Raw genomic sequence first — 17,291 nt, 5'->3', positions numbered from 1 at the left:
CCTACTTCCAGCCCGCGTAAGTGGCAAAGCGCCATGATTTTGCCAGACAATCCGCTGCACTGAATCCTGCTTCCCGCAGCCAGGTCAGCTGGTCGTAAACTTCCGCACAGATATCCAGCTTCATACGCTCGCGTCCGGCCTGCCACTCTGCCGGTGGCGTATTGCTGTCCACGACATGCTTTTCATGCTGGATGTCGTACATCTTCTCAATCACGTCATTCGGCGCACTCACCTGCTCCACGTTGATAAACACGCCTTGTGGCGCCAGTGCCGCCTGAATTTCCCCAAACAGTTTGCGTTTACCTTCATGGCTCAGGTGATGGATCGCCAGACCCGACACCACCACATCGTACTCGCCGTGCAACTGCGGCTGTTGCAGATCAAAACGGACAAAATCAATGTCTGCCACACCGTGAAAACGCTTTTGCGCTTCCGCCAGCATCGCCTCCGAACGATCGGCCAGCGTGATACGCGCCTGCGGGAGTTTTTCTTTGATCAGGAAACTCAGCAATCCAGTTCCTGCGCCAAGATCGATAATGCGCGGATCGGGCCGGTTTACTGACATCAAAAGGGTATTCACCGCCGATTGGTAGAGCAGATCGAAAGACGGAATAAGCTGTTTGCGGAGGGTGTCATATTTTTCCGGGAACCAGATGTTTTTACTGATATCAATTTCCGCAGCGGTAACACTGTTATTTTCTGCAAAATCTCTCTGATGAACAGACATACGCAACTCCTGATTTTCAGCCAGATGAATAAGTCGTGCGCAAACGCACGTCGAAAAGACGCGATCGTGAGAACCGGTTAGTACTGAGCCAGTGAGGAACTTCGTTGACTGCGTAATGTGATATCAGCCATGCGATAAATAGTCAAATTAATTAATGTTTCAATCGCATCAAGCACACAAACCCAACCAGAAACATGCAAACAAAAACAGGCAAACATCTGAATTAAAACAGAAATTATAAAAACACCTATTATGCATATGAAAAATCAATGAAAAAAACTTTATCTATTCTTAAGCAAAGAGATGAGCAGAAGGCGGATGTGAGGGGGAAACCAGAGGAATAAAAAAAGGCTCCGCAGAGCCTTTATATCGCATGATGCTGAAATTACAGCGTATCGACGTTATTCAGTTCTTTAAATGCCTGCTCTAAACGCACCACCATTGAAGCCTGCGCAGCACGCAGCCATACACGTGGGTCGTAGTATTTCTTGTTCGGGCTATCTACGCCATTTGGGTTACCCAACTGGCCTTGCAGGTAGTCTTCGTTCTTTTTGTAATACTGCAGGATGCCGTCCCAGGTTGCCCATTGGGTATCGGTATCGATGTTCATTTTGATTACGCCGTAACCAATTGACTCTTCGATTTCTGCAGGAGAAGAACCGGAACCGCCGTGGAACACGAAGTCCAGCGAGTTGTGCGGCAGGTTGTGCTTTTTAGACACGTATTCCTGAGAATCACGCAGGATGGTTGGCGTCAGCTTCACGTTACCTGGCTTGTATACGCCGTGTACGTTACCGAAAGAGGCCGCAATGGTGAAACGTGGGCTGATTTTGCTCAGCTCAACGTAAGCGTAATCCACGTCTTCTGGCTGGGTGTACAGTGCAGAAGCGTCCATATGGCTGTTATCTACGCCATCTTCTTCACCGCCGGTGCAGCCCAGTTCGATCTCCAGGGTCATGTCGATTTTCGCCATGCGCGCCAGGTATTTGCTTGAGATCTCGATGTTCTCTTCCAGTGACTCTTCAGACAGGTCGATCATGTGTGAAGAGAACAGTGGCTTACCGGTTTTCTTGTAGTGCTCTTCACCTGCGTCCAGCAGACCGTCGATCCACGGCAGCAGTTTCTTCGCGCAGTGGTCAGTGTGCAGGATAACTGGCACACCGTAGTGCTCCGCCATCAGGTGAACGTGTTGCGCACCCAGGATACCACCCAGGATAGCAGCATGCTGAGGAACGTCAGATTTGAAGCCTTTACCGGCGAAGAACGCAGCACCACCGTTAGAGAACTGGATAATAACCGGCGCTTTTACTTTAGCAGCGGCTTCCAGTACGGCGTTCACCGAATCAGTACCGATGCAGTTAACGGCCGGCAGCGCGAATTTGTTCTCTTTCGCGACCTGGAAAACTTTCTGTACGTCATCGCCAGTGACAACGCCTGGTTTTACGAAATCAAAAATTTTAGACATGGTTTTGTCCCGTTTCGGTTACCGTAAATTCCCGCTCCATGCAGGAATCGGATTGGATGCCCGTGAGGGCAGTGCTTAGGGCAATGCAACAGCATTGCCCCCCAGAATTACTGTTTTGCGCGTTCTTCTAACATTGCTACAGCAGGGAGGATTTTGCCTTCCACGAACTCAAGGAATGCACCACCACCGGTAGAAATATAGGAGATTTTATCTTCAATGCCGAACAGATCGATCGCGGCCAGCGTATCACCGCCACCGGCTACAGAGAATGCGTCGCTGTCTGCAATGGCGTTGGCAACGATTTCGGTGCCTTTGCGGAAGTTAGGGAATTCAAACACGCCAACCGGGCCATTCCACAGAATGGTTTTGGCGCTTTTCAGCAGGTTAGCCATCGCCAGTGCGGTTTCGTCGCCGAAGTCCATGATCTCTTCATTGTCAGCCACTTCGGACACTTTTTTCACGGTGGCAGGTGCAGTTTCAGAGAACTCGGTACCTACGCGTGAGTCAGTTGGTACTGGAATACCGTGCTCATCACGCAGTTTCTTCGCGGCTTCTACGAAGTCTGGTTCGTAGAGTGATTTACCTACGTTGTTATCAATCGCCACGAAGGTGTTGGCGATGCCGCCGCCGACAATCACGGTATCCGCGATTTTCACCAGTGACTGCAACACATCGAATTTGGTCGATACTTTAGAACCGCCCACCACAGCAACCAGTGGGCGCTCTGGGTTGCTCATCACTTTGCCCAGGGCTTCCAGCTCAGCAGAAAGCAGCGGACCCGCACAAGCAACTGGAGCAAACTTGCCTACGCCGTGGGTAGAAGCCTGTGCGCGGTGCGCGGTACCGAAGGCATCCATCACGAACACATCACACAGTGCTGCGTATTTCTTCGACAGGGTTTCGTCGTCTTTTTTCTCGCCCTTGTTGAAGCGCACGTTCTCCAGAACCACCAGTTCACCGGCAGACAGCTCAACGCCTTCGAGGTAGTCTTTAGCCAGGGTCACTTTGGTGCCGTTAAGCTTGTCTTTCAGGTAGTTAACTACCGGCAGCAGGGAGAACTCTTCGTTGTATTCACCCTCGGTCGGACGACCCAGGTGAGAGGTAACCATCACTTTAGCACCCTGTTTCAGCGCGGCTTCGATGGTCGGCAGGGAGGCACGGATACGTGCGTCAGACGTCACTTTTCCTTCTTTAACTGGCACGTTCAGATCGGCACGGATCAGAACACGCTTACCAGCCAGATCCAGATCGCTCATCTTAATTACAGACATGGTGAACCCTCTCGTTGATTCGCTTAAGTTTGCTGGCGCAGACCGCGCCTTAGCTGAAACCTTTGGCAGCCATCGCTAACGTAGTATCAATCATACGATTAGCAAAGCCCCACTCATTATCGCACCAGACCAGGGTCTTGATCAGGTGCTGACCACTGACCCGCGTCTGCGTACCATCGACAATGGCACTGTGCGGATCGTGATTAAAATCGACAGAGACTAACGGTAATTCCGTATAGTCAACTATACCACGGAATGCCCCTTCCGAAGCCGAACGCAGCACGGCGTTGACGTCACAGGCTGCCACAGGCTGACTCACCGTGACGCTGAGATCAATCGCCGTGACGTTAATCGTTGGCACACGCACCGCTATAGCTTCAAAGCGGTCGTTAAATTTCGGAAAAATACGGGTAATCCCCGCCGCCAGTCGCGTATCCACCGGAATGATTGACTGGCTGGCCGCACGGGTACGGCGCAGGTCGCTGTGGTAGGCGTCAATCACCTGCTGATCGTGCATCGCCGAGTGAATGGTGGTCACGGTACCGGACTCAATACCAAAAGCATCATCCAACAGTTTGATGACCGGAATGATGCAGTTGGTGGTACAGGAGGCATTCGACACAATGCGATGTTCCTGCTTCAGCTCCTGCTCGTTCACGCCAAACACTACGGTCGCATCGAGGTCGTTTCCACCCGGATGGGAAAACAGCACTTTTTTCGCTCCGGCCTGCAAATGGGCTTCGCCATCGGCACGGCTGCCATACACGCCGGTGCAGTCCAGCACCACGTCAACGTTCAGATCGCCCCACGGCAAATCCTTGATTTCAGAAAGATGCAGAATACGGATGGTGTCATCACCCACGCACAGCTGATCTCTTTCCTGACGAACATCCCAGGCAAAGCGCCCATGGCTGGTGTCGTACTTCAGCAGATGCGCCATGCCCTCTGCCGGTGCCAGTTCGTTGACCGCAACCACGCTAATTTCGGCGCGACGCCCTGTTTCATACAGCGCACGCAATACGTTGCGTCCGATACGGCCAAAGCCATTGATTGCTACCCGAATGGTCATAACCCTGCCAGTCCTGCAAAAAAAGGTGCCGTTAGCCTGAGCGTTTCAGGCCAATTTGTACAGGAATTTTCTCCTGTTTTTCAGCAGGTCGGCGTTGAGCTTTCACCGTGACTGAAACGGTTCAGCCAGAGTAGATGATCGCAGGAATAACGGAAACCATTAGCGATGAGGAAAGTGGCTAAAATTAGATCTGAATCACAATTTATGCGGATTAAAAGCGCAGCGGGGGGAGAATAAAAATCGGGCTGGTGGAATAACAAACGGGCGGCACAGTGGCCGCCCGTTGGAATAATGGCGAGAATTACAGCAATTCTTTCGCTTTAGCGACAACGTTTTCTACGGTGAAACCGAACAGATCGAACAGTTTTTCCGCAGGGGCAGACTCACCGAAGGTGGTCATACCCACGATAGCGCCGTTCAGGCCGGTGTACTTGTACCAGTAATCCGCGATACCTGCTTCGATAGCCACACGCGCAGCAACCGCTTTCGGCAGTACAGATTCACGGTAAGCCGCGTCCTGCTTGTCGAAGGCATCGGTTGATGGCATAGACACAACGCGCACTTTACGGCCTTCGCTGGTCAGCTTGTCGTAAGCGGCTACCGCCAGTTCAACTTCTGAACCGGTCGCGATCAGGATCAGCTCTGGCTGGCCAGCGCTGTCTTTCAGCACATAACCACCGCGTGCTACGTTTGCCAGCTGCTCAGCGGTACGATCCTGCTGCGCCAGGTTCTGACGAGAGAAGATCAGCGCCGATGGGCCATCCTGACGTTCAATAGCATATTTCCACGCCACCGCAGATTCTACCTGGTCACATGGACGCCACAGGCTCATGTTCGGGGTAGTACGCAGGCTGGCGATCTGCTCAACCGGCTGGTGCGTTGGGCCATCTTCACCCAGACCGATGGAGTCGTGGGTGTAGACCAGCACCTGACGGATTTTCATCAGAGCAGCCATACGCGCAGCGTTACGCGCATATTCCACGAACATCAGGAAGGTTGCGGTGTACGGCAGGAAACCGCCGTGCAGTGAGATGCCGTTGGCAATGGCGGTCATACCGAATTCGCGCACGCCGTAATGGATGTAGTTACCGGCTGCATCTTCGTTGATTGGCTTAGAACCTGACCACATGGTGAGGTTACTTGGTGCCAGGTCCGCTGAACCGCCGAGGTATTCTGGCAGGATCTTACCGAACGCTTCGATAGCATTCTGAGAAGCTTTACGGCTGGCGATTTTCGCCGGGTTCGCCTGCAGCTGCTCGATGAATTTCTGTGACTCTTCCTGCCAGTTAGCCGGCAGTGCGTTGGTGCTACGACGAGTAAACTCTGCCGCCAGCTCCGGGAACGCCTGTGCGTATGCCGCGAACTTCTCGTTCCATGCTGCTTCTTTAGCCTGGCCCGCTTCTTTCGCATCCCACTCAGCATAGATGTCTGAAGGGATTTCAAATGGTGCGTGGTTCCAGCCCAGCTGCTTACGGGTCAGTGCGATCTCTTCATCACCCAGCGGTGCGCCGTGTGAATCGTGCGTACCCGCTTTGTTTGGTGAACCGAAACCGATGATGGTTTTGCACATCAGCAGTGAAGGCTTATCGGTAACCGCCTGCGCTTCTTCTACTGCTTTGGTGATTGCCGCTGCATCGTGACCATCTACGCCACGGATAACGTGCCAGCCGTAAGACTCGAAACGCTTCGCGGTATCGTCAGTGAACCAGCCTTCAATGTGACCATCGATAGAGATACCGTTGTCATCATAGAACGCGACCAGTTTGCCCAGCTTCAGGGTGCCCGCCAGTGAGCACACTTCATGGGAGATGCCTTCCATCATGCAGCCGTCGCCCATGAACACATAGGTGTTGTGGTCAACGATGTCATGGCCAGGACGGTTGAACTGTGCTGCCAGCGTGCGCTCTGCAATCGCGAAGCCCACGGCGTTAGCAATACCCTGTCCCAGTGGGCCAGTGGTGGTTTCTACACCCACGGTGTAGCCGTATTCCGGGTGACCTGGAGTTTTAGAGTGCAGTTGACGGAAGTTTTCCAGCTCGCTGATTGGCAGGTCATAACCGGTGAGGTGCAGCAGGCTGTAGATCAGCATGGAGCCGTGGCCGTTAGACAGAATAAAGCGGTCGCGATCTGCCCACTGCGGGTTAGTTGGGTTGTGGTTCAGGAAACCACGCCACAGCACTTCGGCAATGTCTGCCATGCCCATTGGGGCACCCGGGTGTCCCGATTTGGCTTTCTGTACTGCATCCATACTTAACGCGCGAATGGCGTTGGCAAGCTCTTTACGAGAGGGCATTTTTAACTCCAGGTCGGATTGATGCCTCGCCGAACCTAACTTATTGTAATTAATCAGTTATCGTACAAGGCAAGAATAAAGTCGCCCATCAATGTACATGATAATCAGGGCAAAAGTACATGCCGCAAAGGCTAATTCTGTGCGCAACTGACTGCATTCAGCAGCTCCTCTTTCGTACGAAAGCGTGAAACAAGCTGTTTACAATCCAGGGCACAAGTCAGGTGCTTGATTTTACTGGAGGCAGGACGGGGAGCATCTGCATGAAAAAAAAATGCCCATGCTGATGCTGTGGTTAAACCCACCCCGCTGCGATGAACGGGGTGAAAAGTCACTCAGGCGCGTTATTCCAGCCAGGCCAGCAGCTCGGCGGTGGCAGCAATACCACTGCGGCGCTGCACCTCTTCGCCATTCCGGAAACGGATAAGCGTAGGCAGGCTACGCACGTTAAGCTGAGTCGCCAGCCCGGCATGGAGATCGGCATTCAGATAGCGGGTGCGCCGCGTACTCAATACCGCCTCTAAAGGCTCAGACTCCAGCACTCGCCACAGCCCACGGCAGTGAACACAACGCTCCGCGCCTACCAGCAGCAGTACTTCACCCTGCTCTTGCCATGCTGCGGCCTCAGTTACCACGTCAAAACGGCTGCCCTCGACGCGGAACAGTTTCGGGCTGCGCAGCAGCGTTGAGTTATCCGTTGCGACACACAGCGCATCGGCACTGTCGAGATAAGGCTGCACCCCGGCCACCTGCACCACGCTCTCTGGCGCAGCAGCAGGTGCAGCACCTGGCTGGCGAAGCTGGCGTACATCCACCGCTTCCACGGCGGTCTCCTCCGGCTGAGTTAATTGCGGCACCCAGCTATAGGGCACGCGATAAGCGCGGTACACCATATTGTTATTCAGCGACTTGCCCCAGAACGGCGAAATATACTCCCACACGACCTGGTGATCGGCGGTGACTTCGAAAATGCGCCCGTTGGAACCCTCGTTGATCAGGGTATTGCCATTTTCCAGCCGCTGCGCGTTGCTGATGTACGGGCTGTAAAAACGGTAGGAGTCGGTAGGATGAGGTAAACCGGCTTCATACGGTGAGTAGCGCCACTCCACATCCAACGTCACCGGGTTGATCTCCAGAATGCGCGAATAGTCACGCCAGGCATTCTTTACGCCATCAGGTGATGCGGGGTTTGGCGCACCATAACCCGCCCAGCCGCCGTTATCGAAAATCAGGATATTACCCGCGCCAGGCAGCCCCTGCGGGATCATATGTGCATGGTGCTGGCCGATAATCCAGCCAATATGTTTGAGCTCTGGTGTGCTGTAATCCGGCCCCAGCTGCCAGACAATCGCGCCGCTCTGCTTATCGATAATCGCAATGATGTTCGACTCACGCGCATCCCAGATGATGTTATCAGGGTGGAAACGTTGGTCGCCGGCATCAAACCACTTGTTCGGCCCCAGTGCGGACATCGAGTTGATGTGCATCCAGTCGCCCATTCCGCCACCGCTGCTGCGCATATTGGGGTTATTCCACAGCGCTGAACGGGCGGCATCATCAAAGCCCAGCTCTTCGAAATGGTCGCTACAGCGCCACTCCCACACCACGTTGCCCTGCCAGTCCACTTCAATGATGGTGTCATCCAGCAGCTGTTTATCTGAGATTTTGCTGTTGTGCAGGTTGGTATGGGCCAGAATCAGCGTATTGTCCCCCTCGACCTGCGGCTCCAGCCCCGGCGCGTAATACCCCACGGGATTGCCGCTGCGCTGGTAGTCGTGGTGCGCTCGCGCCATCCAGCGTGGTTCCTGACCGGGATCGCTGATGTGCTCGTAGCGGTCAAAACGCCACGTCACGTTGCCTTCCCAATCCACCTGCACCAAATCCAGCATATCCTGCATGCCGTAACGTGGATCGCGCTCACCGCTGTGGCCGAGAATGCTGCCATCCGGCAGCAGTTTATTAGGGAAACCGTGCAGATTGGGCCACAAACGCACCACTTTGCCGTTCATATCGATCAGCACCGCGCCAGTATCCGTTCCCTGAAACAGGGTATATCCGCTCCAGGTTTGGGCGGGATCGAACAACGTGGTACCGGTGGGATAAACGCTAGGATGACCCATTTAAAACTCCTTATCGGGCTGAACAATCAGGTTGCGAATTTGCGTACAGAGGGCACTGAAGGCGGCGCTGTCACGCTCTCTTGGATGGGGGAAGTCGAGTGGAACCGTGCGGCGAATCCTTCCCGGTCGCGGCGACAGCACCACAATGCGATCCGCCAGCGCCACCGCCTCTTCCACGTCATGCGTTACGATCAGGGTGGTGGTGCCCTGACGTTGATGAATTTCCAGTAGCGCCTGTTGCAGGCTGTGACGGGTCAGCGCATCCAGCGCGCTGAACGGCTCATCCAGCATCAGAATGCGCGGCTGAGCCACCAGACCACGAGCAATCGCCACGCGCTGTGCCATGCCACCGGAGAGTTGTGCCGGTAAGGCGCTGGCAAAATCGGCCAGATGCACCAGCCTGAGCATCTCCGCTACCCGGCTCTGCCCGGCTTCCCGACTGAGGGATTCACTCGCCAGGCCCAACGCGACGTTTTGCGCCACGGTCAGCCAGGGGAACAGACGCGGTTCCTGAAACACGATGCCGCGATCCGCACCGATGCCGTTAATCGGCTGGCCCTCAATCTGAATTTCCCCTTCGAACTCGCCATCCAGCCCGACCAACAGCCGTAACAAGGTTGATTTGCCACAGCCGCTGCTGCCAACCAGCGCCACCAACTCACCGGCGGCAATATCGAGGCTAAAGTTGTCGATTGCGGTTATCTGCTGCCACTGTTTGCGCACGTGGCGAAAGCTCACGGCAGTTTGCAGACTCATAGTTCCTCCTGCTGACGCCAGCGCGTGGCGCGTTGTTCCAGTAAGCGCCCACCTTGGTTAAGCAGCGCGCCCGTCAGGCCAATCAGCAACATGCCGGACATGATGGTGGGAATATCCAGTAGCTGTTGGGCGTTGATCATCAGGCTGCCAATACCGGTGCCGGATGACATGAAATACTCCGCCCCGATGCTGCCGAGCCAGGCATAAATCAGCGCCAGCCTGACCCCGGCAAAAATGCCAGGCGCAGCACCGGGCAGCACCAGCCAGCGCAGTCGCTGTAGCCGGTTAAAGCGCAACACCTGAGCCACTTCCATCAGCTGGGGGCTGGCACGCAGTGCCGCATTCAGGGTGCTGATGGCCATGGGGAAAAAGGCCGCGAGGGCAATAAACGTGATCTTGCCGGGGTTATCATTCCCGACCCAGGCGCTAAGCAGCGGTAACCAGGCAAACAGGGCCACCTGACGCAGCGCATTGAGAGAAGGCAGGATTAAGCGCCGTGCGAACGGGCTTTGCGCCAACGCGATCCCCGCCAGCAGCCCGGCTCCGATACCCAGCAGCGCACCGGCCGCCATGCGTAACAAGCTTTGTGCCAGCGCACTGCTTAATTCACCGCTCACCACCCCGGCATACAATCGGGCAATCACTGCGGCGGGCGAGGCAAACAGGCGCACATCAATCCACTGCTCGTGGCTGGCCACATGCCAAAGTACCAACAGCAGCAGCGGCAGCCCGAGTCCCTGTAGGCTGGCTTTCGCGCCGGGAGGTTGCACACTCAGGGCGGTTTGCGGCCAGAAGATCACCCGCTGCTGCAACCGCGCCGCCAGCCAGGAGAGCAGCACGCCGCTCAGCCCGATGACCACAATGGTGACGAACACGATATCTAACTGGAACAGCTGACGCCCCCACACCATCAGGTAACCGATGCCAGAAGACGAGGCCAGCAGTTCCACCACAATCAGCGAGATCCATGCCTCGGCCAGCGCCAACTGGCAGCCGGTAAACCAGCCCGGCAGGCTAGCCGGGATCACTAAGCGCACTAGTTGCTGACGCGGTGAAAGCCGTAAGGCCTGCGCCACTTCGCGTAGCTGTGCGGGCAGATTCTCCACCGCCTGTTGAGTATTGAGCGTCACCGGCACCAGCACGCTTTTGATTAACACCGCCAGCTTCAGGCCATCACCAATACCAAACATCACCATAAACAGTGGGATCCAGCCCAGCGTAGGGATTTGCACCAGCAGCCAGAACAGTGGTTCCAGCCAGGCACTGGCGCGGCGAGATAAACCAAACAGCAGCCCCAGCAGGCTGCCCACGATGATCCCCAGGACCACGCCGATAATCAGTTGATGCAGGCTGCTCCACCACTGCGCGAGCAGATCGTCCTGGAGCAGAGACCAGCCCGTTGCCAGCACGGTGGCGGGCGCAGGCACAATCTGGTCTGGCATCCAATGGCGTATCGCGGTGAGCTGCCACAGCCCCAGCAGGCAGAGTGGCAGCAGCAGCGACCAGCCATTAACACGAAGAGACCATGCCTTTGGCTTGCGCAGTTTCAGGATCATCAAAGACATGGCTATCGGCCTCGGGATGCGGGAAAGCCGACAGCAAAAGGCATTTACCCCCACGCTGACTAATGCATTCGACGAATATCCCCGATGCAATAAATGCATGCGCCACGCCAGCCCCGGCCCGCTGTGATTTAGCTGTTTTTCTGCTGTGTTTTGCCGGAAACGGTATTTATCTCAACCCACTAGCGCCTGCTTAGCTATCGCAAAAACAGTAAGGAGTGAGTGATGAGAGCAGCAGTGAGTCGCTATGTCAGACTGTGGGCGGTGGCCTTGATTTGCCTCGCCTCAACCGCCGTCAGCGCTGAGGCGTTAACCGTTCGCATTGGCGTCCCGGACCAGAGCGCGGGCAATAAACCCTTTATTGGCGGCCCCGTGGGGATGGCATTTATGCGCCATCAGCTAGAGCAGAGCCTGCAAGCGCAAGGCGTTACGGTAAAGTGGCAGTTCTTTAAAGGGGCTGGCCCGGCGGTGAATGAGGCGCTGGCAAACCAGCAGCTGGATTTCGCCTACCTCGGCGACCTGGCGGCAATTATTGGCCGCGCCAGCGGGTTGCAGACGCGCCTGCTGCTCGGCAGTCGCGGTTCTGACTGTTGGCTCGCCGCTACCCAGGCTTCCGGCATCCAGCAGATTACCGATCTCAAAGGCAAACGCGTGGCGGTTTATCGCGGCACGGCCGATCAGCTCTCCTTTGACCGCACGCTGGCCAGCAAAGGGTTGAGCGAGCGGGATATGCAAGTGATTAATCTCGACTGGAATGCCGCCAAAGCCGCCCTGGCGGCGGGAAGAGTCGATGCCGTATGGGGCGGTGTATCGCTGCTGGCGCTGAAAAGCACGGCCATTAACATCGTCGCCCGCAGCAGTGATTTTGGCCTGGCGAACACGACTCAGGCCGGGTTTGTGGGTACTGATGCGTTTATTCAGCAGCACCCGAACATCACGCAGAGCATCATTAATGTGCTGGTACAGAATGCCGCCACCATCAGCGATGTGCAGCAGCGTGAAACCTGGGCGCAGGAGATGGCACAACAGAGCCAGCTACCGGCGGATTTGTTGCTGCAAGAGATGCAGACGAATTATCTCAACTTTGACACCTCGCCACGGCGCGACCCTTTCCTGCTCAGCAGTTTCAGTACCAGCATTCAACAGGCGCAGCAGGACCGTTTGATTCGTAAAGGCTTTGATGCCGCGACCTGGATCGACGGCCAGTTTGTTGATAACGCCTTGAAGACGCTGCACCTGGAGCAGCACTGGCCACAATATGACGCCAGTGGCAAAACCCAGAGCGGCAGTTAACTGCCCTGGCCTTCATCCTGCCACTGCTGCTGTTCATCGGTGAGCAGGATGATGTCCGTCATTTTATCCACCAGCGGCGTCCGCGCCTGCTGGGCGGGAGAAATCAGCCCAAAGCGGGTCTGCATAAAACGCCACTCATCAGGCACATCGCGTAGCTCCAGCTTGACCAGTTGATGGCTCTGGCGACAGAGTTGAAAGCCGTCTTCACTGGCGAAGCTGATCGCCTGACTTTGCGCAAGGATGCTCAGCAGCGCATAGATGTGATCGCACTGAATAGCCGGTGTGTAATCAGCCTGGCCGCTCAGCGTTGCCAGCACTTTGCGTACCCCCGGCGGTAAATAGGGTGCCGCAAGTGGGTAGCGCATCAGTTCTTGTGCCGTAACTGCCTCCCGGCGTGCCAGCGGGTGGCTACGATGACAAATAAAGAAGCAGCGCTGTGAGCGTAGCGGCTGCACCCGCAGTTGCGTATCCAGCTCCGCGTGCCAGGTATCCGCCACCACAAACGGCAGTTCACCGCTTGCCAGCGCGATGCGTAGCGCATTCCAGTTATCGACCCGAAAATTGACTTTGGCCTGCGGTGTCAGGCGATTAAACTCCGCCACCGCCGCCGGGATCAGGCGTGCCGTGGGTGCCGGGCCACAGCCGAAAAGCAGTTCGCCGTTCTGTTCATCATCCACTTCCCGCAGCAGTCCCTTCAGCTCGAGGGCTAAATCCTGAAAACGTCGTGCATAGGGCAGCAGCTTGTGGCCGTAGGGCGTGAGTTGCAAAAATTTACTTTGCCGGTCAATCAGCGGATGACCCACGCTCTGTTCCAGCGCCTGAATACTGCGGCTGAAAGCAGACTGCGACAGGCACACCACATCTGCCGCCTGGCCAAAGCTACCCTGTTCCACCAGGGCGACGAAGTTTCTCAACTGCCGAAAATCGAGGTGCATAGCGAGGCGCTTATTCCGTTAAGGGGGATTAACGTTACCCGAAAGCGCTCAACGGGCAAAACAAGAATAAATGAATTAGAGGAAGCGAAATCAACAAGACGAGCCAAACTCTGATTGAACCCCTTCAGGCGCTGAGTACACAATAGCCACGCAGGCAGGAGGTTTAAAGACGTCAATAAAGACGCCTACCCTTCGCCTTCGGTGCAAGAGCGTTTTTTAATTTTGATTCCGTTGTTGATTATCCAACCGTTGCTTTTGGGGTTTTTGAATGAAGAAGATGCCTTTACTGGTTTTAGGGGCTGCCGTTCTGCTGAGCGGCTGCGAAGGAATGGACAGCAACGCGCTGATGCAATCTGGTGCACAGGCGTTTCAGGCTTATACTCTGAGTAATGATCAAGTGGTGCAGCTCAGCAACCAGTCCTGTGAACAGATGGACAAAGAGAACAAAATCGCACCAGCCAACAGCAGCTATCAGCAGCGCCTGAACCGTATCTCAGCCGCACTGGGCGATAACATCAACGGCATTCCGGCGAACTACAAGGTTTACCAGACCAAAGACGTGAACGCCTGGGCGATGGCCAACGGCTGCATCCGCGTTTACAGCGGCTTGATGGACATGATGAGCGACAACGAAGTAGAAGCAGTCGTAGGGCATGAGATGGGCCACGTTGCGCTGGGCCATTCGCGCAAAGCGATGCAGGTGGCATTTGCGACCGCAGCAGCGCGTAATGCTGTAAGTTCAGTCGGCGGGACGCTGGCTTCACTTTCTCAGTCTCAGCTTGGCGACCTGAGTGCACGTTTTGTCAGTGCGCAGTTCTCACAAACCCAGGAATCTCAGGCGGATGACTACTCTTACGATCTGCTGAAAAAACGCGGTATCAATCCCAATGGATTAGTGACCAGTTTCGAGAAGCTGGCAAAACTGGAACAGGGCCAACAAAGCAGTATGTTTGACGACCACCCTGCTTCAGCAGAACGCGCCCAACATATTCGCGACCGTATTAAGGCCGATGGCGGGAAATGATTTTTTCGGGTTAAGCACCGCCTAATCCACAATTTGCAGGCTATCGGTGTGGTGCCGATAGCTGTCAATGACTGGCACTTCTCCGTTTATCAGTCCCATAACCGATTGAGTCACTGCCGGTAGCAGTTTTTGCCGTTCACTTTTGTTCAGCGTAAGTGCATACACGCCGCTGAACAGGATCATCGCCAGATTGGTAGCGGTGAGGTTTTTTAACCCTTCCAGGAAAAATCGGATCACGCGATAAGCAGGGCTTTGCTGCTGCTTCTGAAGCTGTAATACACGTTCGATGAAGTCTTGATTGGCCGTTTTTATCAGATTATCTTTTACCCCTTCAAGTAACCCATTACCAATATTCAATGCCCGAAAGTGATATGACTTAATCAAGCGAGGACAATCTAAAACTGCATCATGGAATCGCTTTAGTTCAAGCTGTAATTGCTGTTCACTCTGACCTGATTGAGAAAACCTTTCGGCTATTTCATGCTTATCCATTTTGTATTCAGCATATGCAAGCACCTGAAAAGGATTGGTGGGATCAGTCACGATTTTTTTAAAAACGGATTCTGGCTTCATGAGTTAGCTCACTCCCGGAAGAAATTCTTATTAACGGTTTTAGATTGCATATATGCCTTACGAAAAATCTTATGAAGACGCCGTTTCCTGATGTCACATTTTACATTGTGGATCAATGCATTAAAAAACCAGCTTACTTGTAAAAACAGCTTACTTAACACTCCCACAGATCCAGTAGTGCGAACAGAAAGGGATAATTTGCTAAACGGATTCTCCTCGGCCATTCTATCTATGCCGCTCATCTGTTCTCTTGCTCGTCTTTGCGCTGAACACTGTTCCCCTGCGCGATGTAAAATATTCTTTATCTCTTCACGACTCAGCGTCAATTTCTTTCCATAAAACATAATTAGCCACTCCCTTTAAATAAACAGCTAATAAATTAAAGAATTCATAAAGCAAGAAGGAAACAAAATCTAAAACGCGAAGAGAAATATATCATCGCAAGAATGTTCAGCAATCAATATTTACCAACACGCCGAGGTATATCACGTAGGGGCAAAACAAGTTTCTTGCAATTCGACACAGTTTTGTGAACCAACTCACAAGCACCAGGCAATACCTTAAGGCGATCCCCGCTTTTGCCAGAAAAATTTAGAGAACTGCCATGCGGATTTGTGAGCGGCAACAAAACGGGCTATTGGCTTGCAAGCTACTTTTTACACGAGAGACCATCAGGAGACGACCTATGCTGTCTGCTGCCGTTATCATACTCATCGTTCTGGTTGTGATTGCTGCCCTGCGCATCCTACATTCCGCTGCTCAGGACGTTCGCAACGACTACTGAGCACTAGCCCAGCCAGACGCCCGCGTTCGCTGAATCAATCAAAAGCTGGAAGGATATAGAAATTGAGGGCAAAGTCGCGCCCTGCCCTCAATAATTGATTAACGCTTGGTTGCCGCCTGAACGTGCAGCATATCCAGTGCCAGAGTTGCCGCCGCCAGTGCAGTGATATCAGACTGGTCATAGCCTGGTGCCACTTCTACCAGATCCATCCCGACGATATTCATGCCCTGAAGGCCGCGCACCAGTTTGGTGGCTTTATCGCTGGTCAAGCCACCGATAACCGGCGTACCGGTGCCAGGCGCGTGGGCCGGGTCGAGGCAGTCGATATCGAAGGTCAGATAAACCGGCAGGTCGCCCACGGTGCGCTTAATTTCCGCCAGAATGTCATCCACGCTGCGATCGTTCACCTGCGCGGCATCCAGCACGTTAAAGCCGAGGCTCTTATCAAACTCAGTACGGATACCAATCTGTACTGAATGATGTGGATCGATCAAACCTTCCTGCGGCGCAGTGTAGAACATGGTGCCGTGGTCGAAGGTTGGACCGTTGGAGTAGGTATCGGTATGCGCATCAAAGTGCACCAGCGCCATTTTACCGAAGTGCTTGGCGTGTGCGCGCAGCAACGGCAGGCTGATGTAATGATCGCCACCGAAGGTCAGCATACGTTTGCCGTTTGCCAACAGCTTCTCAGCATGGGCTTGCAGCTTATCGGACAGATCCTGTGAATCACCGAACGCATACACCAGATCGCCGCAATCGACGACGCGCAGACGCTGACGCAGATCGAAATCCCACGGCCAGCGGCAACCTTCCCAGGCCAGGTTGGTTGAGATTTGACGAATCGCACCCGGCCCAAGGCGGCTGCCAGGGCGGCCAGAGGTAGCGGCATCAAAAGGTACACCGGTAATCACCCATTCGGCATCGCTGTCGTATGGCTGGAAGTTGAGCGGGAAACGCATGAAACCGAAGGCGTTGGATACCAGGGAGTTGTCGTACTGATTGCCCAGGGTGTTATACATAAGAAGTCCTCTGTTGATACGAAAACCGGCTCTGCCGGTCACCACACGTTAAAGGTGTTACAGGTATAGCCAAAAAAAATCCCCTCCGCGTCGTTAGGCCCGACGAGGAAGGGATTATGCATAGGTTATGTTGCGAACATTATCGCCTTGCTCACCAACACAAGCAATCTTAGTTGTGAAAATTATTACATGCATAAGTAAAGTGCATATCCTCACATTAGAAAGCTGAGTCCAGAGATCCACGCCTGAACTGCTTAAATTTTATTCTTTTCTATCAATAGGTTATTTGCATTAATGTTTTAAGAGAACTACTATAGGCATTGCAAATTGTTAACGGCTTATTGATAGCTGAAAACATCTGGGAAAACCATTACATGGCATGTAACGTTATCTCAAAAAATTA

The 17,291-nt window shown here is 54.1% G+C and carries 13 protein-coding genes; 2 read left to right on the top strand and 11 right to left on the bottom strand.

Annotated elements, in window-relative coordinates:
* Window position 1 precedes the first annotated feature (1 nt).
* From B880_RS0116135 to B880_RS0116100, 8 genes are all read right to left on the bottom strand, one after another.
* Entirely contained in the window at window positions 2-727 is a 726-nt protein-coding gene (locus B880_RS0116135; RefSeq protein ID WP_017348480.1) for a class I SAM-dependent methyltransferase, read from the bottom strand.
* A 385-nt stretch (window positions 728-1,112) separates the two neighbouring features.
* A complete protein-coding gene (gene fbaA, locus B880_RS0116130; protein WP_017348479.1) occupies window positions 1,113-2,192 on the bottom strand; it encodes a class II fructose-bisphosphate aldolase in 1,080 nt (359 codons plus the stop codon).
* A gap of 107 nt (window positions 2,193-2,299) precedes the next feature.
* A complete protein-coding gene (pgk, locus tag B880_RS0116125) occupies window positions 2,300-3,463 on the bottom strand; it encodes a phosphoglycerate kinase (protein ID WP_017348478.1) in 1,164 nt (387 codons plus the stop codon).
* Window positions 3,464-3,512: 49 nt separating this feature from the next.
* A complete protein-coding gene (gene epd / locus B880_RS0116120) occupies window positions 3,513-4,532 on the bottom strand; it encodes an erythrose-4-phosphate dehydrogenase (protein ID WP_017348477.1) in 1,020 nt (339 codons plus the stop codon).
* Window positions 4,533-4,833: 301 nt separating this feature from the next.
* A complete protein-coding gene (gene tkt, locus B880_RS0116115; RefSeq protein WP_017348476.1) occupies window positions 4,834-6,825 on the bottom strand; it encodes a transketolase in 1,992 nt (663 codons plus the stop codon).
* A 341-nt stretch (window positions 6,826-7,166) separates the two neighbouring features.
* The gene (locus B880_RS0116110; protein ID WP_017348475.1) at window positions 7,167-8,942 is read right to left on the bottom strand and encodes an aryl-sulfate sulfotransferase; all 1,776 of its coding nucleotides are present in this window, start codon (window positions 8,940-8,942) and stop codon (window positions 7,167-7,169) included.
* Window positions 8,943-9,698: an ABC transporter ATP-binding protein gene (locus B880_RS0116105; protein WP_017348474.1), complete on the bottom strand. Its 756-nt coding sequence runs from the start codon at window positions 9,696-9,698 to the stop codon at window positions 8,943-8,945.
* Window positions 9,695-11,263, bottom strand: coding sequence for an ABC transporter permease (locus B880_RS0116100; protein ID WP_017348473.1), 1,569 nt, complete (start codon window positions 11,261-11,263; stop codon window positions 9,695-9,697). Before B880_RS0116100 ends, B880_RS0116105 begins: the two co-directional genes overlap by 4 nt.
* 219 nt (window positions 11,264-11,482) lie before the next feature.
* Between B880_RS0116100 and B880_RS0116095 the strand changes: the two genes are divergently transcribed.
* A complete protein-coding gene (locus B880_RS0116095; protein WP_026042708.1) occupies window positions 11,483-12,553 on the top strand; it encodes an ABC transporter substrate-binding protein in 1,071 nt (356 codons plus the stop codon).
* Here B880_RS0116095 and B880_RS0116090 read toward each other — a convergent pair.
* Window positions 12,550-13,488 carry a LysR family transcriptional regulator gene (locus B880_RS0116090; RefSeq protein ID WP_017348471.1) on the bottom strand — a complete coding sequence of 313 codons (939 nt, stop codon included), beginning with the start codon at window positions 13,486-13,488 and terminating at the stop codon, window positions 12,550-12,552. The two genes, B880_RS0116095 and B880_RS0116090, sit on opposite strands and share 4 nt — an antisense overlap.
* A gap of 268 nt (window positions 13,489-13,756) precedes the next feature.
* Between B880_RS0116090 and B880_RS0116085 the strand changes: the two genes are divergently transcribed.
* On the top strand, window positions 13,757-14,512 hold the full coding sequence (locus tag B880_RS0116085) for a M48 family metallopeptidase (protein ID WP_026042707.1): 756 nt from the start codon (window positions 13,757-13,759) through the stop codon (window positions 14,510-14,512).
* Window positions 14,513-14,533: 21 nt separating this feature from the next.
* Here B880_RS0116085 and B880_RS0116080 read toward each other — a convergent pair whose 3' ends face one another.
* Both B880_RS0116080 and speB read right to left on the bottom strand, forming a co-directional pair.
* On the bottom strand, window positions 14,534-15,085 hold the full coding sequence (locus B880_RS0116080) for a hypothetical protein (protein ID WP_017348469.1): 552 nt from the start codon (window positions 15,083-15,085) through the stop codon (window positions 14,534-14,536).
* An 882-nt stretch (window positions 15,086-15,967) separates the two neighbouring features.
* A complete protein-coding gene (speB, locus tag B880_RS0116065; protein ID WP_017348466.1) occupies window positions 15,968-16,888 on the bottom strand; it encodes an agmatinase in 921 nt (306 codons plus the stop codon).
* Window positions 16,889-17,291: the final 403 nt, after the last annotated feature.

Origin of the sequence: Pantoea sp. A4 (assembly GCF_000295955.2) — a bacterium.
Lineage (GTDB): Bacteria > Pseudomonadota > Gammaproteobacteria > Enterobacterales > Enterobacteriaceae > Pantoea > Pantoea multigeneris.
Note: the sequence above shows the minus strand (reverse complement) of the source record. Positions and strands in the feature narration are given on the sequence as shown.